The sequence below is a fragment of the Psychrobacillus sp. FSL W7-1457 genome (genome assembly GCF_038593405.1).
In the GTDB taxonomy this organism is placed as follows: Bacteria; Bacillota; Bacilli; order Bacillales_A; family Planococcaceae; genus Psychrobacillus.
The window spans coordinates 240,187-265,360 of sequence record NZ_CP151993.1; the positions used below are offsets into that span (position 1 = coordinate 240,187).

The window sequence follows — 25,174 nt, forward strand, 5'->3', positions numbered from 1 at the left end:
ATTTATATAAATCATGAAAAGGGATAAGTAATTCTTATGTTAAAAAGGTTACATTCGCTCCAATATTTTATTTACGGTATTTTTATTTCTAGCTGTTGAGACCATTTGAAGCTTCTTTTCAAAAAAGGTATTTGTATATTTAGTTTGATGATAGTTTTTAGTATGGTGGATGATCAAGTTTCGATTATGTAGGACAATAAAATCGTCCTCTACAGTTCCTTTTAATATAGCAAGCTGATCATTTGTAACGTCCTTTTGTAGGAACATGACGAAGGTTTGGTCATTCAAGAAAAGTGGGTGATTATGTATTTCTTCTAATTCTGCTTTTGGTCTCACTACAACAGGTATTTCGAATCCATAGTCATTCCTTAATGCTTCTTCCAGTGTTTCCTCGCTGCAACCTCCACTATCAAAAATAACATTTCCCGTTTGAATATATGTACGCACATTTTGAAAGCCTAACTCTTCAAAAAGAAGCTTTAGCGATTTCATATCTACTTTGTTGAGCTTTCCTAAGTTGATCCCTCTTAATAGAGCTACTGACGACATGTTACGACCTCCACTATTTTTACATTAATCATACATATATTTTCTGATTAGTGGAATATGTAATATAATTCTAACAATATGTAAAAAATAGTTTACTTTAAGTAAAAAATATATTACAATTTGTGTGAGGTGACAGAACATGGAAAGTAAGAGACATATAACCAATAGAATTTTAGTATTAAGAGCTGAAAAGGGTCTTTCCCAGAAAGAAGTTGCTGATTTATTGGGAGTGAGCCGGCAAACAATCATTTCGCTAGAGAAGAACAAGTACAATCCATCGTTAAAGCTAGCATTTGACATTGCATTGCTATTTGAAGTGGATTTAACGGATGTATTTCAATATAAGAAAGAGGGGGAATAGAAAGTGACGGAGGTTGTATTTGGTATATTAAGGCTTGTTTATGTAGTTATCTTTTTTGTTGCTTGCTATATAAGCTTCAAATTTGAATGGAGTAGTGAAGGAAAAGATGAGAGAGGTAACGCAATCGCTCACAAATCCTACAGCATCATATTTCCGTTTGCACCCTTTGGATGGTTCCTGATTGAGCTATATGACTCATATATAAGCGAAATAGGCTATGAATCATACAAGCTAGCAATATGGTTTCTACTGACGGGATTAATGATTTGGCACGCCATTAACATAATCGTTTTAAAAAGAAAGTATTAGGAGGATAAGATGAGCATTTATACGTGGATTGGTATTGGAATTTATGCGTTCTTCACCCTACTTCCTCTAAAGGATGCAAAAAACATAGGTAAATGGAAAATTACATCGATTATTATAAATATGGTAGTATTGTTGGCGATTATCTTTGCACATTTATTTTATAGTTTTAATATATGGATAGGAATTTTCCTCCTTATTATTCTTGGAATTTTCTTGGACAAAAAAACCTATACGAAAAAAAGGTTAATCATATATGCTTCCATTTTTGTTGTTATAGGGGGAGTACTATTTTGGCTATTAAACGATATTTTGGGAAGTCCTGAGTCTAATACTGTTTTAGAGCATCTAATAGAATATCCCGATACTTCATCTCTGTATTTTTCAAAGGATGGAAATGTCCTCATTAGTTACAATGTAGAGGAGGCCAGGCCCCTCGCTAGTGTCGTAAAAATTGTGGTTGCGATGGAATATGCCTTCCAAGTAGAAGAGGGAAAGGTTGATCCTACAACTATAATAGGTTTAGAGGATTTAGATGTTTATTACATTCCAAAAACCGATGGGGGTGCCCATGAAGCTTGGTTAGATAGCTTAGAAACAAGACCGCCAACACTGCAGGAGGTTGCTAAAGGGATGATTCAGTATAGCTCGAACGCTAACACGGAATATCTCATGGAACTGCTCGGGCTAGACGCAATTAACAATAGGCTGGAAGTGTTGGATATTGAGAATCATGAAGAAATCTATCCGATTATAGGCGCTTTAGGTATATCCAGTTACCTTAAGGAAAAGGAAAATCTAAGCAAAAAGCCATTAATAAATAGATTGAATAATATGTCCATGGAGGAATATCGTTCATTAGCTATAGAAGTCAGTCAACTGTTAAAATCTAAACAATTCGCAGTAACGGATGTTTCTGATATTTCTATGGACATTCAACGCATATGGTCAGATCGGTTGACTGGAGCTTCTGCAGAGGCCTACGGAGAAATTGTTTCTCGTATATCGAACAATGAATTTTCATCAATTGTCACTAGTACTTTAAGAGATATATTGGAGTGGCCTCTCGCCTATGAAAGCAATCAGGAAAAGTTTAATCATATCGGTGCCAAGGGAGGTTCGACAGCCTTTGTTTTAAATCAAGTTATTTATGTTGAGACAAAGCAAGGGGAACGGATGGAGATGGTAATCATGCTAGATGATTTATCGTTGTTACAAAGCCTTTCTATGCAAAAAAGTATAGATCACTTCCTATTTAAATTAATAGATGACCAGGACTATATAGAGTTAGTGGAAAGCGAGTTGCCATAAATGAAAGAAGAGTGTCATCCAAGTCTGGAGACACTCTTTTTCTTTACGGTAGCCACATACTAGTGCTACAACTAATTAGTAAAACACAAATAAACAAGAACACTAGTATAAAATCCTTCTTTTCAATAGGCACTTCATGATAAAAAACTTTTCTAGGATCTCCCGTAAAGCCTCTTGCTTCCATTGCGAACGCCACTCTTTCAGCCTTACGAACAGCCCCAGAAAGCATAGGAATCAATACGCGACGTAAACCAATCAGTCTTTTAAAAACATTGGAGTCGTCGCTTAGTCCTCTCAGTTTCTGTACTTGTTGAACTTGTATAAACTCGTCCTTTAAAAGCGGTAAAAATTGATAACCAACCATAATACCATAAGCAATTTTAGGAGACAGCTTCAACTGCTGCATTAGACTCCGTATAAATATAATTGGGTCGGTTGTTAGAGCAAATAAAAGGCTCAGACTAGAAAAGGCCAACACCCGAAAGCTTAAGGATAAGGCATGGTTCAATTGGCTTTCCGTTATATCGACAGAACCGATGGACCAAAGAACAGTTCCAGACCCGCTCTCTGCAAATAGAAGAGTGGTCCAAAGGTAACCAAAAGCTGCGATTACGAAAGGGAGCATCAGTAAGGCCCAGTTTTTCCAGGAGATATTGCTTAAGAATATTTGAATCACAATAATGCTGAACCAAAAAACTAGTGGTGTCCATGGATCGAAAAAGAATGCTAGTGAAAGCATGCAAATCATTACGATCACAAACTTAATGGACGGATTCATCCTATGAAGGCTAGTACGCATAGACAGGACCTCGCTTAGGAGGAAGTAATTGATGTTCTAGCATTAAATCTTTCTTATCCCAGAAGCTAGTCGAACTATATTTCCCTGTCACCCCTCCGTTCCTCATCAATAAGATGGAATCAGCTACCTTATACGCAAATTCCATATCGTGGGTAACGATTAGAAAAGTAGTACCTGCCCTAGAGCGCTCATCTACGACTTTTAAAAGTTCTGTCAGATTAGCAGAGTCCTGACCAGAAGTTGGTTCATCCATCAAAATCACTTTACGGTTCTGGCAAAGCATAACGGCTATAGCTAGGCGACGTTTTTGTCCATGGCTGATAGAAAATGGATGGGCCTCTGAGATGCTAGATAAATCAAGTCGTTCCAGCAATTCTTCTGTGTTTGATCCACCGCCAAAAGAGACCTCCTCTTTTACTCTTCCTGTAACAAACAAAAATTCTGGTGACTGTGGTACATAGCCTAACAAGCTGGGCTGGACCTTGCCTTCAGCTGCCAGGATCCCGGACAGTGCTTTTAATAAGGTGGATTTTCCACTGCCATTAGGTCCTGCTAATACTGCGACCTCTCCTTTGTTTAAAGAAAACGAGCTTGGTTGAAGAAAACTAGTGGTGCTAACTCCTTCCACTTGTAGGGATAGTTCCTGTTGGACCCTGTTATCCCGTTTAACATCGTTTATAAGCGAATTTCTGTCTTCCTTTAATCTAATTCGACGATGAAAGAAGTCTTCCCAAAGGTCTAGCTTGTGTTCAATTGCTAATATCGTTAATCCAGAGCTTTGCTGCAGTGTATCCAACCATTCAATATATTGCTTTGCAGTATAGGGATCTAAGTGTGTGATCGGCTCATCTAACAATAAAACCTCTGGCTTCATAATGAGCGCACAAGCCGTGGCGACTCTTTGTTTCATTCCTCCAGAAAGTGACTGAATGATGGAATGTCGATAAGCGGTTAACCTGGTTGCCTCCAATACTTCTGAAATTCTTGAATCCATGTCCTCTCGCGCCACGAGTAAATTCTCTAAAGTAAAGGCAAGCTCCTCCTCAACGGTTGGCATACAAAACTGCGCCTCCGGATCCTGAAAGACGGTAGCGATACGATGATTGACCTCGCCTGGTCGATAAGAATCGCTTTCCTTCCCAAATAGCTCTATTTTCCCAGAAACTATTCCATCGCAATTGTCAGGGTAGAGGCGGTTGCACAAATATAGCAATGTACTTTTCCCGCAGCCGCTTGGACCAGTGATTACAACGCGCTCTCCTTGTTCAATAGACATCGAAAAATTTGATAATACAGGAATCTCTTCATCAGGAAATGAAAAAGAAACATTTTCGAGACGGATAACATTAGACACGTGCATCACCTTTTTTAGATCGTGAGATAGAATATCCTCTTAACGAACCTGTTGCAAGCAAACCATCAGCTATGGCTTTGCCTCCTACACCAGCAATTAACGTCCCACTAAAGATCCGTACGACAAGCATAAAAAGGACATATCCAGTAGTATAAACGGTAAACCCTCCTAAAAAATATCCGTATACAAAGCTAAACACTGCAGATCCTGCACCAGCAAGCATTAATACCCAAAGATCAAATCGTTTATAGCCGGTAGCTGCGAATACTGCCTCTGCACCCAATCCTTGAATGACACCCGAAAGGATAAGTCGTGGTCCCACTGCATTACCTAAAAGCACCTCTATTGCGGCTGCAATAGTTTCAGAGATTACAGCAGCTCCTGGTTTGCGAATAATATACATACAGATGATAGAAACGATAAACCATACTCCAAAAATCCATTCATATGCGATTGGGCCAATAAACCCTGACCAAATATTTCCGACATGAAGGAATAGTAAATACACAATCCCAAATACTACTGCAAAGATAGACATTAAAATAATCTCTTTTAGCTTCCATGTTTTAAGCATGAAGATTATCTCCATGAGAAGGACTGTTAATGCTCATCGATAAAGTCATTACTAAATGCTTGTGCTCCTCTGATCTGGCTCTGCTAAAGGTAGATTCGTAGAAGGCAAATACATCATGGATATCCCCGTGAATCCCGCTTGCATAATGCATGGACTCATTGAATATATCAGCGTCTTTCGCATGCTGAATCTCTTTGTAGATAACATCCATGTAGTTTGGATTGTTCATTGGATATAAGGCAAATTGAGAGGACACATATTGTTTAGTTGCATCCATATTAGCAACTTCATCTCCTCTTTCTAAATAAACGTCAGCTGCTGTGTCACCTGGACAGCCCGCTGAAAATGTTCCTGAGAGAGCCACATGTACCCCAGTTTTAGCTGCATTTAAAGCTATTGATTTTGCCACATTGAATACATGAGCTTGTTTTCCCCTGATCACAGTCGATACGTCATCCGTATGCATCCACACATTCGATGTGTCTGTATCCTGTAACGCCCCCTTAATAATACTGATAAACTCATTGCTCATTGGATGTAGGGAGAAACGAAACCCTACAATTGGACTTAAACCACATTCCATTCAAAACCCTCCTTAAAATTTTTCATAAAAAAAAGCTACATCCGTGAAGATGCAGCCACTAACCTTATGAAAAAAAGGAAAGTCACCGCACTTCCTCACGCAGGTATTATCCTGATCGAGTAATAAGGGATCGGAGCTTAAAAAGCTCTCATCACAGCCAAAGTGGGCACCCCTAGTGCAGAAACGGTATGTAGTTTTCCAATTATGTAAGATTTACACAATCTGTTTTTTTATGTGACCACAGTATAGCGTATAAAAATATTATTGTAAATACAGTTGAATTCTTTTCTCAAATCAGCGATGCTTAAATTATCAGAAAATCATTAGGGGGGAATTGGATGTATAAAATTTTTATTACTAGAAAGTTACCGGAAGAGATTGTACAACCACTAAGAGAAAAATTTGAAGTCATTATGTGGCATAGCGAAGAAATTCCAATGAAGTACGAGGATATTAAAAAAGAGGCAAAGGATTGTAATGCTTTGTGGACCGTTCTCTCGGATAAAGTGGACCGGGAACTGATAGAAAGCCTACCAAATCTAAGAATTATATCTAATCTTGCGGTCGGCTATAATAACATTGATATCGAGGCTGCAAAAGAAAAAGGGATTATTGTAACCAATACGCCTGGTGTATTAACGGAAACTACAGCAGATTTAACATTTGCCTTATTACTAGCAACTGCCCGTCGTATTACAGAAGCGGAGCAGGATATTCGTGCAGGGAAATGGAAGTCTTGGACGCCGATGCAACTGACTGGCATGGACGTTTTTGGATCAACCTTAGGAATTATAGGCATGGGGAGAATCGGTGAAGCGGTTGCACGCCGTGCAAAAGGGTTTGATATGAAGGTCTTATACCATAATCGAACAAGAAAATTAGAATCTGAGCAACAGTATAACTTTACATATGTGGAGCTTGAGACACTACTAAAGGAGTCAGATTTTGTTGTCATATTGACTCCTCTCACTCCAGAAACTAGAGGCTTAATTGGGAAAAAAGAACTGGAAATGATGAAGGAAACCTCAGCTCTTATTAATGTGGCACGAGGAGGAATAGTTGATGAGCAGGCTCTTTATGATGCCCTAGTCAACAAAAGCATTTGGGCTGCGGGTCTAGACGTTTTTGAAACGGAGCCAGTTCCATTAGATCATCCACTATTAACTTTACCTAACGTGACTGTCCTACCCCACATCGGTAGTGCCAGTATTTATACAAGACTTGCTATGATGCAAATAAATGCTACGGCCATTGAAGATGCTTTAGAGGAACGGGTACCAGAAAACAGAGTGGTTTAAAGTGTAAGAGAAGCCATGAACATAGCGTTCATGGCTTTTTTTAGGTTTTGCAAGGTGATAAAAAATAAAAATTAACCCTACCGGTGATAAAATCCCATGAACGGTGATAAAACCTTAATGAGCGGTGATAAATCTCTACGAACGGTGATAAACTCGCGTGAACGGTGATAAACCTTCCCCGAACGGTGATAAATTCAAAATCTACTCTATTTATCTGCATACTTTCTCCTAGACAAAGCCACCCTCGAGCAAAAAAAGAATTATAACAAATAATTAATAATTACGTCGTTATTTGTATGAATAGATTGTCTAGGGTTTACTAATTATTTAATGATAAATAACTATAAAAATGATACATAATATTCAGATAAAGATAGAATAATAACAATCATTTATTAAGTAAATTTGCAATATACAAATTTGTTTAGTAGTATTAGTAGTTATAAATTAGGCGTCCTTTAATTTCCAAATTCAGGGAAGTTTAATTGTTTAGTATTTTAGCAATTATTTATAGATTTTGAAGGAGGAACGATCGAACGTCTAATTTAAAAACTGAATGAAAAGAGGTAGTCAAACTAATGAAAAAGATTATGTTATTTTTTTCACTTTGCACGCTTTTAGTACTTGCAGCCTGTGGCAGTGAGACAAGCAAGGACAATATTGAGGTGATTAAGTTTGCTGATGCAGGGTGGGATAGTATTCGCCTACACAATAGCATAGCTCAAACAATCGTCGAAGAAGGTTATGGTTATGAAACCGAAGTAACAAGTGGAACAACAGCAGCAACAATGCAGTCACTTGAGAAGGGCGACATAAATGTCTATATGGAAGTATGGACCGATAACATTAAAGATGTCTATGAAAAAGCAATTGAAAGTGGAGATATCATAAAGGTAGCTACTAATTTCGCTGATAACGCGCAAGGATTATATGTTCCAACTTACGTGATAGAAGGAGATGCAGAACGAGGTATTGAACCAATCGCTCCAGATTTAAAAACAGTTCAAGACTTAGAGAAGTATCCAGAAATTTTCCAAGATCCCGAAGATAGCAGTAAAGGCCGAGTGGTCGGTGCTCCATCCAGTTGGGTAGTAAGTGAGTATTTGGGGACGAAACTTGAAACATATGGCCTTGACGAACAATATAACTATCTAGCACCTGGCTCTGATTCTGCCATTGTTGCAGATTTAGCTGGCGCATATAAAAAAGGCGAGCCGTGGGTAGGTTATTATTGGTCACCAACGTGGGTAACAGCAAGCTACGATTTAACTCTATTAGAAGACGCACCATACGATGAAGCAACATGGAATGATTCGAAGGGAACTGAATTTCCTCCGAATGATGTAGTGGTTGCTGTTCATAAAGATTTACCAACACAAGCTAAGGAAGTAGTAGACTTTTTAAGTAACTATGAAACTAGTAATGATTTAACTGAAAGTGCTTTAGATTACATGCAAGAAAATGATGTGGAAGCAGATGAAGCCGCTATTTGGTGGATGAAAGAGTATGAAGATATTTGGACAGCTTGGGTGTCAGAAGAAGTGGCAGAAAAAGTTAAAGCTTCTTTAAAATAATTCATAACTCAATCTAACTAAAAGAGAGGTGACCTGCGACTGTATGTTTTGCAGTCCTACTATATGACAGAATTTCCAGATGTACGTTTTCCAATCGGGGATGTAGTAGAAAAATTCGTAGATTTTTTAGCCGCGAACTTTGATGCATTCTTTGATTTTATCTTTATTATTTCTTCCTCTATGATTAAAGGCTTAGAGGCAGGTCTATTAGCAATACCTTGGTGGTTATTTATTGTTATCATCTTTTTAATAGGGTGGTATTTTAATAATATTTATGGAGGATTGCTTTATGGGGCATTTATCTTCTTAATAGGCTCCTTTGATTTGTGGCCGGAAACGATGACCACGATTTCCATCGTTCTAATCTCCGTAATTTTATCTCTTGTAATAGGCATTCCGCTAGGCGTTGGAATGGCTTTTAGTAAGTCCATGTCTAGAATCATGCGCCCAATATTAGACGCAATGCAGACAATGCCGAGCTTTGTCTACTTAATACCAGTAATTTTCTTCTTTCCACTAGGAAATGTACCAGCAGTTATTGCAACAATCATTTATGCTTTACCACCAGTAATCCGTTTAACAGAATTAGGTATCCGAAGTGTAGATAAAGAAATTGTAGAGTCTGCACAATCATTTGGTTCCTCTTCCTCTCAAATGCTCATGAAAGTTCAACTACCACAAGCCTTACCTACAATTATGGCGGGTATCAATCAAACAACGATGATGGCTCTTGCAATGGCTGTTGTTGGTTCTATGGTTGGGGCACAGGGACTTGGAGAACGAGTACTCTTTGCGATTAACCGAATTGACATATCCCTAGGTTTTGAAGCCGGAATTAGTATCGTCTTTCTAGCGATTATTATCGACCGAGTTACCGGAGGAATTGCAAATCGCCTTCAGAAGCATAGGAGGGATGCAGCATGACAGTAAAATTAAAACTAGAAAATGTCTCCAAAATATTTGGACCACGCCCTAAAAAAATTATCCCAATGGTAGAGAAGAGTGTACCAAAGGAAGAGATATTAGCTAAGACAGGGCATACTGTTGGAGTGTACAATGCTTCTATGGAAATCATGGAAGGAGAGACCTTCGTCATTATGGGGCTGTCTGGAAGTGGCAAATCTACCCTAATCCGTTGCTTGAATTTATTGAATAGACCTACCTCAGGTGCTATTTATGTCGATGGGGAAAATGTGGTCGATTACAATAAGACACAGTTAAAATTCTATCGTCAAAAGAAAATAGCAATGGTATTTCAACACTTTGGACTGTTTAGTCACCGTACCGTATTAGAAAATATCGAGTATGGATTAGAAATTAGAGGAATGTCCAAGAAGGAGCGTCAGGAAATTGCTCAGAAGCATTTAGAGACGGTCGGTCTTAAAGGCTATGAAAACCAATATCCTGATGAGCTTTCTGGCGGTATGCGTCAGCGAGTAGGCATCGCAAGAGCGCTTGCGAACGATCCAGACATCCTATTAATGGACGAGCCCTTCAGTGCACTTGACCCACTAATCCGTAGAGAAATGCAGCTAGAGCTTTTAGATATCCAAAACCGTCTGCAAAAAACAATTATTTTCATTACACATGACGTTAACGAAGCATTTAAAATTGGCGATCGTGTAGCGGTTATGAAAAACGGAAAAGTAGAGCAAATTGGCACACCAGAAGAGATTCTGGAAAATCCAGCAAGCAGTTATATTTCCGAATTCATACGCGATATTGACCGTACGAAAATTCTTCAGGCCGAGCACATCATGTCTAAGCCAAATGGATTAGTATCCTTAAAGGATGGACTAAATGTTGCAATCCAGGTAATGAGAGAGAATGGTAACTCGAGTGCGTTTGTAGTTGACAGAAAGCGGCAGCTACAAGGTATCATTACTATCGACCAAGCTATTGAAGGGATGAAACAAAAGAAAACCTTACAAGAAGCGATGTCGAAGGAAGTAAAAACTGTACATCCAGAAGAATATGTACAAGATTTAATACAACAGGTACTTGATTCCAGGTATCCTCTCGTTGTCACAGACGAGGAAGGTACGATGAAAGGAATTATTTTACGAGTGCATGTATTGGCAAGTTTAATAAGTGATCCGATAGAGGAATCAGAAGAAATATAAATATCAAGAAAGCCCAAAGGCCATTATGTCGTCTTTTGGGCTTTTTATTTTGACCATTTAAAGATGAAAAATGAAAACAACATGTGTAATAAATGGAATATTATTTGGTTGATTATGTTAAAATTTAACATGTAAACATAGTGTTGTTTGAGAATTGGACAGAAGGAGAGTTATCCATGGAAAATAGCCTAATAAAAATAGTAAAGAACAACATCAGAGCAATATTGGCTTTCGTTGCCTTCTACTTTGGCATATTTGCTTGGCTAGTATTTAGTAGTGAAAATGTAGTTTCAATAGAGGTTATTTTGTTATCCTTCTTTTTAACTGGGCTGTTTAGCTTTTGTTCATGGAGTATGGGATTTAACTCGAGATAATTAAGAAAATGATTATATATTTTGGTGAATACAATAGAATTATCATTCATATTAAAGGAGAGTTTAGGTGAAAAAGAAATTACTTATTTGGATTCCAGTTCCTTTATTAATAATAGTTTTAATAACAGTGAATTGGAATTATATTTCCCAATATACCGAATGGAAGTTGAATTGGGAGATAGGAATCCCAAGACCAACCAAGATAGAAACAGTCTTTCATACAAGAAATGGATTTCCTAGCGAGGGAGAAGTATTTCATGTACTTCATTATAAATCTATTGAAAAGAAATTAGAGGACAAAGATGGTTGGATTTCAATTAATGAAGATTCCTTTGACACTGTATCTGGACACCTTAAAAAGTTTCAAAAAGATGTGGCTAATATTAATAAGGATACACAGCAGTTTAATATGTTATTTCAAGAGAATCCTGTGACTTTTGAAGAAGAGGATAAATATTTTTATAAATTGGAAGAGGATAATAGTTATATACTGGCTATTTCAAATGCGAAAGAACAAAAATTGTTTGTGATGGAATGGATCCAATAGTGGTACTAGAAACAGGGCGCATTTCATGTCTAAGGTCTGAATTTGGGTGTTTATGGGACACTATAACTTATTTAGAAGTCATTTTAAGTCTTTAGGAGATGAATAAATGAAGAGAATGTCACTCTATTGCCTATGTATCTTGTTCTTATGCTCCTGTAGTCAATTCAATGAACCCTTATTAAATGATGAGATGATTAAACTTACAATTGGATGTATAGATGGTGAAATAATTGAAATTGATAACGAAAAAACCATTAAAAAAGTGATTAGGGAAATCAACGAATCAAAAAGAGAAGGTACACAAGAGATGGAATTTGATCTGGAGCATCTCTCTACACTCGAAAATAATGAAGGTGAGACAAAATCTTTCAATTTATTTAGTAACGGAAAAGTCACCATGGCTGGATACTACATCCACTCAAATATAGATAATTTTTGTGAAGAATAGTTTTATGTTTAAGGAGGTATTATATGCTACACCATAAGATCAAAATTATTCCGTATAACCCTAAGTACGCAGTAAAAACAGTGGATATGTGGCGGAAAAGTAAGGAACAGGCTATTGGCCAAAAAGAAATTCACGACTTCGAAAAACACGTTTATTTTTTAAATCATATTTTAACGGAACAATTTCAAATAGAGTTAGCGTTAATGGATGAAGAAGTAGTTGGGATGATCGCCTATAATGACAGGGAAATAAGCCAACTATATATTCACATAGAGTATCAAGGAATCGGTATAGGTCGAGCATTACTAGATAAAGCAAAAGTGAAATCTAGTGGGAAATTAACATTGTACACATTTGAGGTAAATAAAAATGCACAGCAGTTTTATGAAAAACATGGTTTTGAAGTGATAAGTAGAGGGCATGAAAACGAAGAAAATTTACCTGACATTCAATACGAATGGGTATCCAAAATAAATGGAGACATACAAACTTGAATTATTATTTCTATTAGAAGGGTAACTCTACATTGTTGCTCTTTTTTATTTTGTAAAATAAAGCTAAAAATTCAGAAAATAAACTTTTATTTTGGAGGAATTAATCATACAATAAAATTAGAACGGTCGTTCAAATTGACGGAAGGAGATTATTTTGTATTGAGTAGGCGTTATGACAGTGAAGAGGCAAAACGAATCATTAAGGAAAAGGCTTTTGAATTGTTTTCATTACATGGCTACAATCAGACCTCAATCGCAGATGTTTCTAAAGCTTCTGGATTTAGTAAAGGTCACATTTACTATCATTTTGAAAACAAAGAGAAGTTGTTTGTCCTATTAGCACAGAATTCCATGCATGATTGGTATTCAAAATGGACGGATGTCGAACAAAATTATTCATCAGCCTCTGAAAAATGGTACGGAATGGCCAAGCATGTTTTGTACAATTATCAAACTCCATTGCTTAAGGCTGGAGAGGAATTAGCGGCTAATCCTAAATCATCATTGGAATCGGTCCGAAAGTTATATGAACTTGCGGTAGTGCCGATGAGCTCTTATCGTTCAATCTTTATAGAAGGAATTGAATGTGATGAGTTCGAAAACGGCAATGTTGATGAATGGACTGCCCTGTTAGGAACTTGGCTCGGGGGATTATGTCAATTGACCAATACACAGCCATTACAGTCACTTGAGCCTTTATTTGAACAAGCAATCACTATATTTTTAAGTTCAATAAAGAAAAGGGGAAACTGATATGAAAGTTGCATTAATTGGTGACAGTTTAACTGAGGGACGCCCTGGCGTTTCGTTTGTAAATATTTTAAAAGAGAAGTTTCCGAGCGATTCGTTTGTGAATCTTGGAAAACCAGGGGAGACTGTAAAAAGTCTATATAGCCGATTGATCAAAACTAGTTTAGATTCTGATTATGATTTAACCTTTCTATGGATTGGTACGAACGATGTATATTCAAAGCTATTAAAGGTTCAGGCGCAGCCAGTTGCTGAAAATCATGATGAATTTATAAAGCTTTACCAACAAGTGTTAAAAATAGTGATGCCTTCTACCAAGAAGATGGTGACGGTTTCACCCTCTATAGTAGGTGAATATATTGAAAATCAGACTAACAAGGAAATTAAAGAATTATCTGTTCTTATCCAGTCTTTAAGTGAAAAAAAGCTAATGGATTATATGAATCTCCAAACGATTTTTGAGAAAGAATTGGCTAACACGAACAGCTCCACTTATATTTCAACTAATCCATTTCGAGTTATGTTCGATGTATTCTTCTACAAAAGTGAAGCAAGGATTGATCGATTATCAAGCCAGCGTGGTTTAAAACTTACCTTAGACGGAATACATCTGAACAGCACCGGAGCAAGAATTGTTGCAGATGAATATGCCACTGTGATCAGAAGTACACTTGGTGATAGTTCAATTATGGAAGTTTCTTAAGGGGGTAATCATGGACACAAAAAGAAAAGTTGCGATTGTTACTGGTGGAGCTTCCGGAATTGGTAAAGCAATTTGCGAAGAACTCATCACTCAACAGGTATTTGTCATAATAGCAGATGTAAATAAGATAGAAGGTAAAGTTGTGGAGGATGAGCTTAATCGACCACAGAGCTGTGCGCGGTATGAGTATGTGGATGTAGCTGATCAAATAAGTATGGAAGAGTTGGTTAAGAATACTTTTAACGAACATGGTAGACTGGATTATCTGTTCAATAACGCTGGAATTACTATGTATGGTGAATTGTATGATGTTTCAATAGAGGACTGGAAACATATCGTAAATGTCAATCTTTGGGGAGTCATACATGGGACACAGATAGGCTACAAGATCATGAAAGAGCAAGGCTTTGGTCATATCATAAATACATCTTCGGCGGCAGGAATGGGGCCCTCTTCTCTTACTGCAGCATACTCCGCCACGAAACATGCTGTAATTGGGCTCACAACCTCATTGCATTATGAGGCAAAAGAACATGGCGTGAAAGTAAGTGTACTTTGTCCCACATTTGTAGATACGCCTATCTTTTCAAATGCTATAGCTATTAATATGGATAAGCATAAAATGATTCAACAGATGAAAAAGCAAAAGTTAATGACTCCTGAAAAGCTAGCTAAGATTGCCATAAATGGTGTTCATCAAAATGCCCCCATTATTTGTCCGATGCCCATGCGACGAACAATGGATATCTTCTTTTCCTTGTTCCCACTAGCACATAGTAAGCTAATGGACTATGTTTGCAAAGTTGGAAGGAGAGCTCGTATATCATAGGCTATAGAATCCCTCTGTCTAGTCATGTCCTAAAATACCAGGTCAAGTGCTCTCTATAAAGAAAACAAGGTCAAGTTCGATACAGTAGATTAATTTGCTCGGCAATATATTCGGAATCTAAGTGCAAGCCATCTTTTATCCACCACATGATTACCCCGATATAGAGGCGGTCTTAATATCTGTATCTACCATGATTTTTTTCTTATATTTTTAGATTGAATTCTCCGGGTGACGATTAAATCTTTCATTAAGAACAGTAAATGCTTTTCAACTTGTTCAAACTGTAATAGTGCAAGTATGTGATTCCTTTGTTCAAGAAGATAATCTAATAGCTGTAATAAGTGATCTTTACTTTCAATTTATTGATTGAAGCGGAAAGCTGAAAACAATTGCACTATATCCTGTTATTATATTAATACCATTTATCAACCTTTCCCTTTAACATAGTTTAAATTATTTGAATTTTCGCATATTATATATTGCAAAAATGGATATTATTAACTAAACTAAAGATAGTACGAGATGGTTTATGTACTACTAAATCATAATAATGTAAGCGCATTCAATCAAGCCGAGGAGGTAGTTGAAATGAGACTTCAAGATAAAGTAGCAGTAGTAACAGGTGCGGGTTCAGGGATGGGCAAGGCGATTGCAGTTCTCTATGCAAAAGAGGGAGCTAAGGTTGTGGTTTCAGATTTAAATGAAGAAACGGCAAAGGCAACAGTTGATGAGATTAAATCAAATGGCGGAGAGGCACTAGCCATAACTGCCAACGTTGCAAAAGAAGAGGATATTCAAAATCTTATTGATACGACGGTAAGTACGTATGGTACGGTTGATATTTTAGTAAACAACGCAGGTATAATGGACAACTTCGAGCCTGCTGGAGATATTGAAGATAGCAACTGGGAAAGAATATTCTCAGTTAATACAACAAGCGTCATGCGTTCAACGAGAAAGGTATTGCCAATCTTTTTAGAGAAGCAAAAGGGAGTTATTATCAATGTTGCCTCTGTTGGTGGACTACAAGGATCTCGAGCGGGCGGCGCTTATACAGCCTCTAAGCATGCAGTAGTAGGATTCACTAAAAACACTGGATACATGTATGCTGATCAAGGTATACGTTGTAATGCAATAGCACCAGGTGGAGTGGAAACGAACATTAATAATTCTATGACAAGTATTAGTGAAAAAGGAATGGGCCGTATTCGATTAGGGATGGGTAACAATCCAAGAATGGGTAAATCAGAAGAAATTGCAACGGTTGCATTGTTCCTTGCTTCTGACGAATCCAGCTTTGTTAATGGAACTGTCATAACAGCAGATGCAGGCTGGCTTTCCTACTAATATCTTCATCAAAACCCCTTCTCCTTATTTGGAGAAGGGGTTTTTAATTAGCTAAAAGTATATTAAATAAGCGGATAATAGGCTTCGTAGTTTGGGTGGCAATAATATGGTGGTCTTGCTCCAATTTCGGGTAATTCAAATGGTTTGGCATTCGAAGCATATTGCACATTTACCTTTTTGTCGGAGTGATTTATAAGTAATTTTTCTACCTCTTCATGTCTGTTCAACAGCATTCCTCCTTTGGATTTAGCTTATTCTTTTTAACGTGAATAAGGAACAGGGATGGAATAGGATATTCACCTTAATAAGAGGATACACATAAGATGATTGGATACTAAACCTGAAGGGAGAATGTCTTGGAACAGCATGAACACAATCTAAACTACCCGATGTATCCAAACTTCGGTAAAATAACGAAATTTCAAGAGGTTCCTATCACTGTACCAGAGCAGCGTCAGCTAAGACAGCCTGGTCTGGAAAGTCTGATGCATCCAAGGCCAATTATAGAAAATCCTAACTATACAGGAACGGGTAAATTACTTGGCAAGGCTATCTTAATAACAGGAGGAGACAGTGGGATGGGAGCGGCTGCAGCTATTGCCTTTGCTAAGGAAGGAGCAGACGTCGCCATTGCTTATCTTGATGAGCATGAAGATGCCTATCGTACAAAAAATAGGATAGAGGAGCTTGGGCAACGTTGTTTACTGTTGCCGGGAGATTTGCGAGACAAGGAGCATTGTAAGCATATAGTGGATGCAACTGTTCAAGCTTTTGGGCAGTTAGATGTTTTATGTAATCATGTAGGAATTCAATTCCAGCAGCTAAGTCTTTTAGATATTACAGATGAGCAATTTGACGATACGTTTAAAGTTAATATTTATTCCCATTTCTACACAACGCGAGCAGCTTTACCACATCTTAAGCCCGGGAGCTCTATTATTAATACTGCTTCAGTCGTTGCATATGAAGGACATAAGCATTTAATGGATTATACGGCTACTAAAGCCGCAAATGTAGGGTTTACTCGCGCCCTTGCAAATAACCTAGTAAGCCAAGGTATTCGAGTAAATGCAATTGCACCAGGCAGAATATGGACACCGTTGATCCCTGCTAGCTTTTCAGCAGATGAGGTTACACAAGCTGGCAATCCGATGGAACGACAAGGTCAACCTTTCGAGCTAGCACCTACCTTTGTTTATCTAGCCTCAGATGATTCACGGTTTGTCACTGGTCAAACCCTTCATGTTAATGGCGGGCAAATCACTTCTTCTTAAAAAGTTCTGTTAAGACCATGTCCTTGTGATTTGGTCTTTTGTGTTTGTATATAGAAATACTAATTTTTCCTTTACTGAGTTTATCATCCATGTGTTTAGGTTATATAGATAAAATGAATGTCGAATTTTGTAATAGTTGTAGGGGCATTCAGTTTTAAAGGAGGTATTTGTTATGAAAAAGAGGATTTTAGGTGTCACTGCTCTTACTCTGTTGCTTGCAGCCTGCTCTGATGAGGAGACGACAGTGAAGCAAAAGGACCAAACTGAAGAAACCAAGCAAGAAGAAGTCGTAGAAGATGAGGAATTTTCACTAGAGGTGACAGATGAAGAATGGCTAGCATTATCTAACCAAAGTAAATGGTGGGAGGAAAATGATTTAACTGAGCCAGAATTTGGACAAGCCGTAATCGTCCAATTTGATGAGGATACAATCCCCGAAGTAGTTATTCCTTATACACAAGCTAAAGAGGAGCCCCAGGGTCTTTTAATTGGGAAGTATAATGAAACCGATGAAAAGTGGGCCATTTCTCAAAATGTTCCGATTGATAACAGCTTGAAAATAGAAATCCTAGAAGACAAATTAACATTCAGTAACGGTACTGAAGTACTTGTTACTCAAGAAAGTGATGATACAAACAAAACATTAGCAACCTATAAATACTCTAAAGAAGATGAAGAAGTAATAGCTTCAAGAATTGATGTGGATGTGGACCAACCAATTGAAGTGGATACTGAAGAAAATACCATTAACTATTTTGTTGATGGAGAAGAAAAGAAAGAGACGGTAGAAGAGGAGTAAGAATCTTCTAGATTCCTGATTATTGATAAGACCTAATTATTACATGAATATAGTACACGAAAAAAACAGTCCCTAAGTTTTTTCTAGGGGCTGTTTTTATATGACCTCATTGTAAAGAATTCCTTCTCCGTCCTCTAGCTCTATAACTTTTAAGTAACTCTCATTTTTAACGAACACACTTTTATATATTTTATTGCCATCAGTGTCTTCAAAGAAAATCACTCGAGTCCCTTCGTTATCAGTCTCAATATTTGCTACATATACTTGCAGATCAATAATATTATTTAAAATAGGATACTCTGGAAAATCATTGAGGGCTTGATTTTCCTTTGGTAGTTCTTCTTCTAATTCAACGGGAGATACATCTGATACTTCCTCTTCAGTAGCTGAGCAACCAGCTAGTATAACAGATCCCACGATAGCAATTAATAATTTTTTCACTTTCCAGGACTCCTTCATCATTTTTATTTGAAGCGTTTTTCATGGAATAAAAGTTATCCCTTAAATAGTTATCCTAAAATACTGAATATATGATGTCAAATGATAGCTCTTCCCAAACTGTCACCTTTCAAGAAAAATCGTAATAGTATAAGCAGATAAGAATAATTATGAAGCATCATTTAGGAGAGTGCCTATGCCTGCTATTACAGGAAAACAATATATAGACCGGATAGATCAGTTGAATTCGGAAATTTGGGTTGACGGAAAAAGAGTAACGGGGAAGATTTCCGAACACCCCGCATTCAAAGGGGTCATGAAGAGCCAAGCAGCATTATTTGATATGCAGCATGACTCAAAATTAAAAGAAATATTAACCTATTCTTCCCCAACTACAGGAGAATCTGTGGGAGTGTCTTTTTTAGAGCCAAAATCAAAAGAAGATTTGGCTAAAAGAAGGTTGATGGTTCAGGAATGGGCTCGAGCGACCAATGGTCTAATGGGAAGAAGTCCTGATTATATGAATACAACTTTAATGGCTTATGCGTCTTCCGCAAAATTACTGGAAGGTAAAAATAGCTGTTTCCCTCAGTATCTCCAATCCTACTTTGAATATGTACGAGAAAATGATTTAACTTTAACTCACAGTTTTATTGAGCCACAGGTAAATCGGACCTTCTACTATTTAGAAAATGAAAAAGAACCAATTGCAGCTAAGGTCATCGGTGAAAATGAAAAAGGAATTATTTTAAAAGGTGCTCGTCTGCTTGCAACGCAAGGTGGTATGACAGATGAAATTTTAGTGTACTCCATTGGTTCAATTTTAGATGAAGGAAAAGGATATTTTTTCTCTATCCCAAGTAACACGAAGGGCGTAAAATTTATATGTCGGGAGTCATTAGTAGGGGGAGATTCTTCCTTTAATTATCCGCTGAGCTCCAAATATGATGAAATGGATACCATTGTGGTTTTTGATGATGCTGTAGTCCCGTGGGACCGTGTATTTATTTATGATGACACTATGACGGCCAATGATTTTATGACTAGCAGCTCCTTTCAACCGTTCACCCTACACCAGGTAATATCTAGACAGATTGTTAAAACTGAATTTGTCTTAGGAATTGTCCAGTCTATTATCAAAACTATTAATATAGCAGAATATCAGCATGTTCAGGAAAAGGCGGCAGAGGTAATTGTAGCATTAGAATCTTTAAAAGCGTTGTTAATGAAATCAGAGATAGATGCGAAAATAAATCGTTTTGGTTTAATGGAGCCAGATAGAACTACATTGCATGCTGCTATTACTGTGTATCCGAAGGTATACCCAAGACTAGCGGAAATCGTACAGCTATTGGGTGCTAGTGGACTAATGACCATTCCAACAGAAAATGATTTTAACTCACCGATTAGAAAGGACCTCGATCAATACTTGCAGGCAAAGGCAGCCCCAGCTGAAGAACGTGTAAAGCTATTCCGCCTTGCTTGGGATCTTACGATGAGTCCCTTCGGAACAAGACAAACCATTTATGAGCGTTTTTTCTTTGGAGATCCAATTCGCGTAGCAAGCCAGCTCTACTTTGCCTATGATAAAGAGCCTTATGTTCAACGTATTAAAGATATTTTATAGTTGCAGGGAGATAACTGGTCAGAACCCTACCTTGTTTTATTAGCTAATACTAATAATCGGTCGGTTAGGGCAATTAATCGGTCGGTCGAGACGAATAATCGGACGGTTCGCACAGAAAACCGGTCGGTTCAGACAAATAATCGGTCGGTTCCAATCACTTATCACATAATTTGAAAAGGCAAGCATGCGAAAAATAGCATGCTTGCCTTTAGTATGGCTAAATAAGTTTATTTCTTTCTTCTAATAAGCGATGAATTAACCTCGTTCATCGATGCACAACCAGATAATGCTAAAGTAACATCAATATCATTAATCATGTTACGTAGGACGTGCTCAACTCCTTGTTCGCCGGCAGAGGCCAAACCATAGATAAAAGGTCTGCCCAGTAAAACTACATCTGCCCCAAGAGCTTTTGCTTTAATGACATCAGAGCCCCGTCTGATACCACTATCCAATAACACTGGAATATTCCCCTGAATGACTTCCGCGATGGATGGGAGTGCCTCTAATGACGAAATACAGCCATCCAGCTGCCTGCCTCCGTGATTGGAGACTATAATTCCATCGACTCCGTGGAGTAAAGCTTTTCTTGCATCCTCCTCATGAAGGATACCTTTCAGTAAAATAGGAAGCTTGGTGTGCTCCTTAATGGTTTTAAGGTTTTCCCAAGTTAATGAAGGATTAAAGATAATATCAACAATACTTTTGATGACCTCCGGATCGTCAGCGGAAGGGGGGCTAGTAAATCGATCCTGAAAGACAGGGTCGTATAAGTAGTTAGCAGCACCTTTTCCCAGTTTTAAAGGAGAATAGCGATTGTTCAAATCACGCTCCCTATTTCCAAGAAGGGAGGTGTCAATCGTAATGACGATAGCAGAATAACCTGCTTTTTCTGCGCGACGAACCATACTTATCGCCATTTCCTCATCATTGGACCAATACAACTGATACCAGCGAGGGGTGTCTCCTAGATTAGCTGCAATTTCCTCTAAAGGATAAGAGGATAATGTACTAGCTATAAAAGGGACTCCACATGCTGCAGCAGCACGTGCGGAAGCCAGTTCACCTTCAGGATGGAAAATACTTTGAACCCCGATTGGTGCAAGTGCAAAAGAGGAAGGGAAGGTAGTTCCCAGCAAAGTAGTGGAGGTGTCTCGACTGCTCACATCATTTAAATATTGAGGGACGATACACCAATCCTCAAAGGCTGCCTCATTGGCGCGAAGGGTGCTTTCATTACCAGCACCACTATGGACGTATGTAAACGGTCCTGTTTCAATAGATTTAGAGGCCAATTCTTCTAAAAGAGAAATCGAATGTGGTAACTCCAACTGTGAAATAGAACGGGTCATATAAGCTCCTCCTTAAATACTAACTCGTTTTCTTACCTAAATATGCCTCAACAACTCTTGGGTCTTCTAGTAAGCTATCTGCTTCTCCGTTAATAATGATTTTTCCGGTTTCCATGACATAACCATAATCCGCAACCTTCAGTGCTTGCTTTGCATTTTGTTCCACCAACAATACAGTCGTACCGCTGGCTTTAATTTCACGAATCATTTTAAAGATATCGGCAACTATTAATGGTGCTAGCCCCATAGAAGGTTCATCTAGCAATAGTAACTTCGGTTTGGATAGCAGTGCTCTTGCGATGGCGAGCATTTGCTGCTGTCCACCGGATAAGGTACCGCCTAACTGATCCTCCCGTTCTTTTAAAATAGGGAACTGTTCCATAACATTTTCCAAATCTTTTTTTATGTCCTTATCATTACGGTGATAAGCGCCCATTTCCAGGTTCTCTAGAACGGTCATGCTAGAGAGGATAGCCCTTCCCTCAGGGACAAGGGCAATACCTTTTCTGACAAGCTGGTCAGGTCTCATGCCAGTAATGTTCTCACCTAAAAACTCCACAGTTCCTTTTTGAGGCTTTAGTAGGCCTGTAATTGTTTTCATCGTTGTAGTTTTCCCGGCACCGTTTGCACCGAGGAGGGTGACGACCTGCCCTTGCTCTACTACAAGGTTTACATTTTTAAGAGCTTGTATTTTTCCATAAAATGTTTCAATTCCTGTTACCTTAAGCAATTTCTTCATCCTCCTCTGATCCGAGGTAAGCTTCTATTACATCCTGATTATTTTGAATTTCAGTAGGAGTACCTTCAGCAAGCTTCTTCCCAAAATTTAAAACTGCAATTCTGTCGCAAAGCTTCATCACAAAAGGCATGTCGTGCTCAATCAGTAAAACAGTTACTCCACGCTTTTGAACTTTTTTTATCAACTCAAATAGGTTCTCTGTTTCTGTTTCATTCATACCAGCTGCAGGCTCATCTAATAATAATAGTTTTGGATTACTTGCCAGGGCGCGGGCTATTTCTAATCTTCGCTGTTGACCGTAAGCTAAGTTCTCTGCAATCGTTTCTTCGTATGGAGAGAGACCCACTAACTCTAACAGCTCCAAAGCCGTCTCGTAATTACCTTTCTCTTCTTGTTTTTGTGACTTTGTTCTAAGTACACTTTTTAAAACACCGGATTTATTTCGACAATGGGCACCTACCAATACATTTTCCAAGACGGACATTTGAGAAAACAACCTGATGTTTTGAAACGTACGACAGATTCCCTTATCTGTGATTTTATGAGGCTTCATACCTGAAATGTTTTTCCCTAAAAACAAGATCTCTCCAGAAGTAGGGGCGAACATATTAGTTATTATATTGAACATGGTTGTTTTACCAGCCCCATTAGGTCCGATTAATCCGAAAATTTCTCCTTCGTTGATTTGGAATGAAACGTCCGTTAAGGCTGAGATTCCACCAAAGTTTTTAGTTATATTTTTTAACTCTAATACCATTGGAATCCCTCCTTTTAAATGTAAATGTTCGTTTTAGCCAATTTAATACGGGAACATCTATAATTCCTTGTGGGCGGAAAGCCATCAATACAATTAGAATAATCCCGTAAATCATATATCGATACTCACTAATAAATCGTAATGCCTCTGGAAGTAGTGTCATAAAGGTTGCTCCGAATATTGCTCCCCAAATAACCTCGCTTCCACCAAAAATGGAGAAGATTAAAATATCAATGGCACGGTGATAAGCAAAGTCTGCAGGACTGATATAAGCTAATACATGTGCGTAAAGAGCACCAGCAAAGCCAGCCAAAATTGCACCTTGTGTAAAGGACAATACTTTGTAATAAGTGATGTTAATACCCATTGCTTCTGCCGCTTTTTCATCCATTTTAATGGCAGCGTATGCTCTACCGACACGTGACTTGTTCTGTCTGATAAAAAACCAAACAATAAATATAGTAATGATCAATAAAACAAGTACTACTATTAAATAAATAGCTTGATTGTTTTTAAGTCCAAGCATATCGGGATCAAATCCTAAATCTCTTAAAAATTGAAACAGCTCTCTACCAAGATGAGGTATACCAGACAAGCCAATCGAGCCTTTGGTCACTGAGTCCCAGTTCACAAAAATCACTCGAAGTACTTCTCCAAAACCGAGTGTTGCAATAGCTAGATAAACTCCACTCAATCTTAATGCAGGAATACCAATTAAAATTCCGAAAGCCCCTGCAACTATTGCTCCCAAAACAATACTCAAATAAAGAGGGACCTCAAAGTTGATGGTTAAGAGGGCAGAAGTATAGGCTCCGATACCCATGAAACCTGCATTTCCTAAAGATAATTGCCCGGAGGAAAGCGTTATGTAAATGCTTATCCCTAAGATAATATTGATAAGAATAAAAGAGATAATCTGTAAATAGTATGGATTTAAAATTTCTCCTAGCATATGATCATCACCTTCCTACCTCAGCAGTTTTCTTGCCGAAAATACCCTGTGGACGTATGAGAAGGATAAAGATAATAGCAACGAAAGCAACGGCATCTCTATACCCAGAATCTCCGTAGGCAACAATCATTGTTTCAGAAAGACCAAGGAGTAATCCTCCAACCATTGCACCTTTTACATTTCCCATGCCGCCTAATATGATAATGGCTAAACCTTTTAAGCCCATGGACAAGCCCATCTGTGGATTGACGGAGTTAAAGGCCATACCTACTAGAATTCCTGCTATTCCACCAAGGGCAGAGGCAAGTATGACAGTTGTTGTAATAGTACGTTTCGTATTTACACCCAGTAGACTAGCGGTCTCTAAGTTTTCGGCAGTAGCGCGCAGAGCCTTTCCAGCTTTCGTTTTAGAGAGCCAATACGAAAGTACGATCATAAGGGTAATAGAAATCGCAAAGATTAAAATCTGTACTAAATAAATAGTGATTGAACCAACTTGGATTTGAATTTGTGCAAAAGAATGTCGAAACGGATGATTACCGGCTCCAAACAAATGATGCGAAAGGTTTTCCAACAAAATGGAAACCCCAATAGTGCTAATTAAAGGAGCAAGATGTGAAACACCCTGTTTCCCTCGAAGAGGCCGAAGTGCAATCTTTTCTAACAAATAGCCCAAGATAGCTGTAACGATTACTGCTGAGAGAAATGCTACCCAAAGTGGTAATCCTAATACACTAGTTACCAATACCCCTATAAAAGCACCTATCATGAAAATTTCTCCATGAGCCATGTTAATAATGCCGAGTACACCAAAGACAAGTGTAAATCCAAGGGCAACAATAGCATAAATGCTTCCGAGTGTTATACCGTTAATAATTTGTTCTAAAAGCATGATAGCTCACCCTTTCAAAA

The 25,174-nt window shown here is 38.0% G+C and carries 30 protein-coding genes and 1 riboswitch; of the genes, 18 read left to right on the plus strand and 12 right to left on the minus strand.

Annotation, left to right across the window (positions count from 1 at the left end):
* Window positions 1–48: 48 nt before the first annotated feature.
* Window positions 49–549 carry a DUF1697 domain-containing protein gene (locus NSQ95_RS01270; RefSeq protein WP_340886530.1) on the minus strand — a complete coding sequence of 167 codons (501 nt, stop codon included), beginning with the start codon at window positions 547–549 and terminating at the stop codon, window positions 49–51.
* A 139-nt stretch (window positions 550–688) separates the two neighbouring features.
* Between NSQ95_RS01270 and NSQ95_RS01275 the strand changes: the two genes are divergently transcribed.
* From NSQ95_RS01275 to NSQ95_RS01285, 3 genes are read left to right on the plus strand one after another with little or no spacing between them, the layout of a single operon-like run.
* The gene (locus NSQ95_RS01275) at window positions 689–910 is read left to right on the plus strand and encodes a helix-turn-helix transcriptional regulator (RefSeq protein ID WP_340886532.1); all 222 of its coding nucleotides are present in this window, start codon (window positions 689–691) and stop codon (window positions 908–910) included.
* 3 nt (window positions 911–913) lie between these two features.
* A complete protein-coding gene (locus NSQ95_RS01280) occupies window positions 914–1,219 on the plus strand; it encodes a hypothetical protein (protein ID WP_340886534.1) in 306 nt (101 codons plus the stop codon).
* 9 nt (window positions 1,220–1,228) lie between these two features.
* On the plus strand, window positions 1,229–2,527 hold the full coding sequence (locus tag NSQ95_RS01285) for a serine hydrolase (RefSeq protein WP_342560145.1): 1,299 nt from the start codon (window positions 1,229–1,231) through the stop codon (window positions 2,525–2,527).
* A 43-nt stretch (window positions 2,528–2,570) separates the two neighbouring features.
* On the opposite strand, the gene NSQ95_RS01290 is transcribed toward NSQ95_RS01285, so the two are convergent.
* The 4 genes from NSQ95_RS01290 to NSQ95_RS01305 are packed head-to-tail and all read right to left on the minus strand — an operon-like array spanning window position 2,571 to window position 5,837.
* Entirely contained in the window at window positions 2,571–3,326 is a 756-nt protein-coding gene (locus NSQ95_RS01290) for an energy-coupling factor transporter transmembrane component T (protein WP_340886540.1), read from the minus strand.
* Window positions 3,316–4,680 (minus strand): ABC transporter ATP-binding protein, encoded by a 1,365-nt coding sequence (locus NSQ95_RS01295; protein ID WP_340886542.1) that lies wholly within the window; start codon window positions 4,678–4,680, stop codon window positions 3,316–3,318. The genes NSQ95_RS01290 and NSQ95_RS01295 overlap by 11 nt, the downstream gene beginning before the upstream one ends.
* Window positions 4,673–5,254: an ECF transporter S component gene (locus NSQ95_RS01300; RefSeq protein WP_340886545.1), complete on the minus strand. Its 582-nt coding sequence runs from the start codon at window positions 5,252–5,254 to the stop codon at window positions 4,673–4,675. The genes NSQ95_RS01295 and NSQ95_RS01300 overlap by 8 nt, the downstream gene beginning before the upstream one ends.
* The gene (locus tag NSQ95_RS01305; RefSeq protein ID WP_340886547.1) at window positions 5,247–5,837 is read right to left on the minus strand and encodes a YkoF family thiamine/hydroxymethylpyrimidine-binding protein; all 591 of its coding nucleotides are present in this window, start codon (window positions 5,835–5,837) and stop codon (window positions 5,247–5,249) included. The genes NSQ95_RS01300 and NSQ95_RS01305 overlap by 8 nt, the downstream gene beginning before the upstream one ends.
* A gap of 75 nt (window positions 5,838–5,912) precedes the next feature.
* Window positions 5,913–6,021: riboswitch (TPP riboswitch) on the minus strand.
* A gap of 154 nt (window positions 6,022–6,175) precedes the next feature.
* Between NSQ95_RS01305 and NSQ95_RS01310 the strand changes: the two genes are divergently transcribed.
* The 12 genes from NSQ95_RS01310 to NSQ95_RS01365 all read left to right on the plus strand — a co-directional run bounded on the left by NSQ95_RS01310 (window position 6,176) and on the right by NSQ95_RS01365 (window position 16,324).
* Entirely contained in the window at window positions 6,176–7,135 is a 960-nt protein-coding gene (locus tag NSQ95_RS01310; RefSeq protein ID WP_340886549.1) for a D-glycerate dehydrogenase, read from the plus strand.
* A gap of 578 nt (window positions 7,136–7,713) precedes the next feature.
* Window positions 7,714–8,709, plus strand: coding sequence for an ABC transporter substrate-binding protein (locus NSQ95_RS01315; protein WP_251555085.1), 996 nt, complete (start codon window positions 7,714–7,716; stop codon window positions 8,707–8,709).
* A gap of 63 nt (window positions 8,710–8,772) precedes the next feature.
* Window positions 8,773–9,633, plus strand: coding sequence for an ABC transporter permease subunit (locus NSQ95_RS01320; protein ID WP_340886552.1), 861 nt, complete (start codon window positions 8,773–8,775; stop codon window positions 9,631–9,633).
* The gene (locus NSQ95_RS01325; RefSeq protein WP_340886554.1) at window positions 9,630–10,832 is read left to right on the plus strand and encodes a glycine betaine/L-proline ABC transporter ATP-binding protein; all 1,203 of its coding nucleotides are present in this window, start codon (window positions 9,630–9,632) and stop codon (window positions 10,830–10,832) included. The genes NSQ95_RS01320 and NSQ95_RS01325 overlap by 4 nt, the downstream gene beginning before the upstream one ends.
* A 176-nt stretch (window positions 10,833–11,008) precedes the next feature.
* Window positions 11,009–11,206 (plus strand): hypothetical protein, encoded by a 198-nt coding sequence (locus NSQ95_RS01330; protein ID WP_340886556.1) that lies wholly within the window; start codon window positions 11,009–11,011, stop codon window positions 11,204–11,206.
* A 67-nt stretch (window positions 11,207–11,273) separates the two neighbouring features.
* Window positions 11,274–11,753, plus strand: coding sequence for a hypothetical protein (locus tag NSQ95_RS01335; RefSeq protein WP_340886559.1), 480 nt, complete (start codon window positions 11,274–11,276; stop codon window positions 11,751–11,753).
* A 106-nt stretch (window positions 11,754–11,859) separates the two neighbouring features.
* Window positions 11,860–12,201 (plus strand): hypothetical protein, encoded by a 342-nt coding sequence (locus tag NSQ95_RS01340; protein ID WP_340886561.1) that lies wholly within the window; start codon window positions 11,860–11,862, stop codon window positions 12,199–12,201.
* Between the two features lie 23 nt (window positions 12,202–12,224).
* Window positions 12,225–12,695 (plus strand): GNAT family N-acetyltransferase, encoded by a 471-nt coding sequence (locus NSQ95_RS01345; protein ID WP_340886565.1) that lies wholly within the window; start codon window positions 12,225–12,227, stop codon window positions 12,693–12,695.
* A 159-nt stretch (window positions 12,696–12,854) separates the two neighbouring features.
* Window positions 12,855–13,448, plus strand: a complete 594-nt coding sequence (locus tag NSQ95_RS01350; protein WP_340886568.1) for a TetR family transcriptional regulator C-terminal domain-containing protein — start codon at window positions 12,855–12,857, stop codon at window positions 13,446–13,448.
* A 1-nt stretch (window position 13,449) separates the two neighbouring features.
* Window positions 13,450–14,148, plus strand: a complete 699-nt coding sequence (locus tag NSQ95_RS01355; RefSeq protein ID WP_342560146.1) for an SGNH/GDSL hydrolase family protein — start codon at window positions 13,450–13,452, stop codon at window positions 14,146–14,148.
* 10 nt (window positions 14,149–14,158) lie between these two features.
* Entirely contained in the window at window positions 14,159–14,977 is an 819-nt protein-coding gene (locus tag NSQ95_RS01360; protein ID WP_340886572.1) for an SDR family oxidoreductase, read from the plus strand.
* A gap of 588 nt (window positions 14,978–15,565) precedes the next feature.
* Window positions 15,566–16,324 (plus strand): SDR family oxidoreductase, encoded by a 759-nt coding sequence (locus NSQ95_RS01365; protein WP_340886574.1) that lies wholly within the window; start codon window positions 15,566–15,568, stop codon window positions 16,322–16,324.
* 62 nt (window positions 16,325–16,386) lie between these two features.
* Here the strand turns inward: NSQ95_RS01365 and NSQ95_RS01370 are convergent, their stop codons facing one another.
* Window positions 16,387–16,551, minus strand: a complete 165-nt coding sequence (locus tag NSQ95_RS01370; protein WP_340886998.1) for a hypothetical protein — start codon at window positions 16,549–16,551, stop codon at window positions 16,387–16,389.
* Between the two features lie 162 nt (window positions 16,552–16,713).
* Between NSQ95_RS01370 and NSQ95_RS01375 the strand changes: the two genes are divergently transcribed.
* Window positions 16,714–17,598 (plus strand): SDR family oxidoreductase, encoded by an 885-nt coding sequence (locus NSQ95_RS01375; RefSeq protein ID WP_340886960.1) that lies wholly within the window; start codon window positions 16,714–16,716, stop codon window positions 17,596–17,598.
* Between the two features lie 172 nt (window positions 17,599–17,770).
* Window positions 17,771–18,397 (plus strand): hypothetical protein, encoded by a 627-nt coding sequence (locus NSQ95_RS01380; RefSeq protein WP_340886576.1) that lies wholly within the window; start codon window positions 17,771–17,773, stop codon window positions 18,395–18,397.
* A gap of 96 nt (window positions 18,398–18,493) precedes the next feature.
* Here the strand turns inward: NSQ95_RS01380 and NSQ95_RS01385 are convergent, their stop codons facing one another.
* Window positions 18,494–18,838, minus strand: coding sequence for a hypothetical protein (locus NSQ95_RS01385; protein ID WP_340886578.1), 345 nt, complete (start codon window positions 18,836–18,838; stop codon window positions 18,494–18,496).
* 193 nt (window positions 18,839–19,031) lie between these two features.
* Here NSQ95_RS01385 and hpaB point away from each other — a divergent pair, with 193 nt between their 5' ends.
* Window positions 19,032–20,462, plus strand: a complete 1,431-nt coding sequence (hpaB, locus tag NSQ95_RS01390; RefSeq protein ID WP_340886581.1) for a 4-hydroxyphenylacetate 3-monooxygenase, oxygenase component — start codon at window positions 19,032–19,034, stop codon at window positions 20,460–20,462.
* A gap of 227 nt (window positions 20,463–20,689) precedes the next feature.
* Here hpaB and NSQ95_RS01395 read toward each other — a convergent pair whose 3' ends face one another.
* The 5 genes from NSQ95_RS01395 to NSQ95_RS01415 are packed head-to-tail and all read right to left on the minus strand — an operon-like array spanning window position 20,690 to window position 25,154.
* Entirely contained in the window at window positions 20,690–21,814 is a 1,125-nt protein-coding gene (locus tag NSQ95_RS01395; protein ID WP_340886584.1) for an alpha-hydroxy-acid oxidizing protein, read from the minus strand.
* Between the two features lie 19 nt (window positions 21,815–21,833).
* Window positions 21,834–22,544 carry an ABC transporter ATP-binding protein gene (locus NSQ95_RS01400; protein ID WP_340886962.1) on the minus strand — a complete coding sequence of 237 codons (711 nt, stop codon included), beginning with the start codon at window positions 22,542–22,544 and terminating at the stop codon, window positions 21,834–21,836.
* The gene (locus NSQ95_RS01405; RefSeq protein WP_340886586.1) at window positions 22,537–23,310 is read right to left on the minus strand and encodes an ABC transporter ATP-binding protein; all 774 of its coding nucleotides are present in this window, start codon (window positions 23,308–23,310) and stop codon (window positions 22,537–22,539) included. Before NSQ95_RS01405 ends, NSQ95_RS01400 begins: the two co-directional genes overlap by 8 nt.
* Complete coding sequence (locus tag NSQ95_RS01410; RefSeq protein WP_340886588.1) at window positions 23,282–24,262, minus strand: branched-chain amino acid ABC transporter permease; 981 nt, start codon at window positions 24,260–24,262, stop codon at window positions 23,282–23,284. The genes NSQ95_RS01405 and NSQ95_RS01410 overlap by 29 nt, the downstream gene beginning before the upstream one ends.
* 7 nt (window positions 24,263–24,269) lie before the next feature.
* Entirely contained in the window at window positions 24,270–25,154 is an 885-nt protein-coding gene (locus NSQ95_RS01415) for a branched-chain amino acid ABC transporter permease (RefSeq protein WP_169360078.1), read from the minus strand.
* Window positions 25,155–25,174 lie beyond the last annotated feature (20 nt).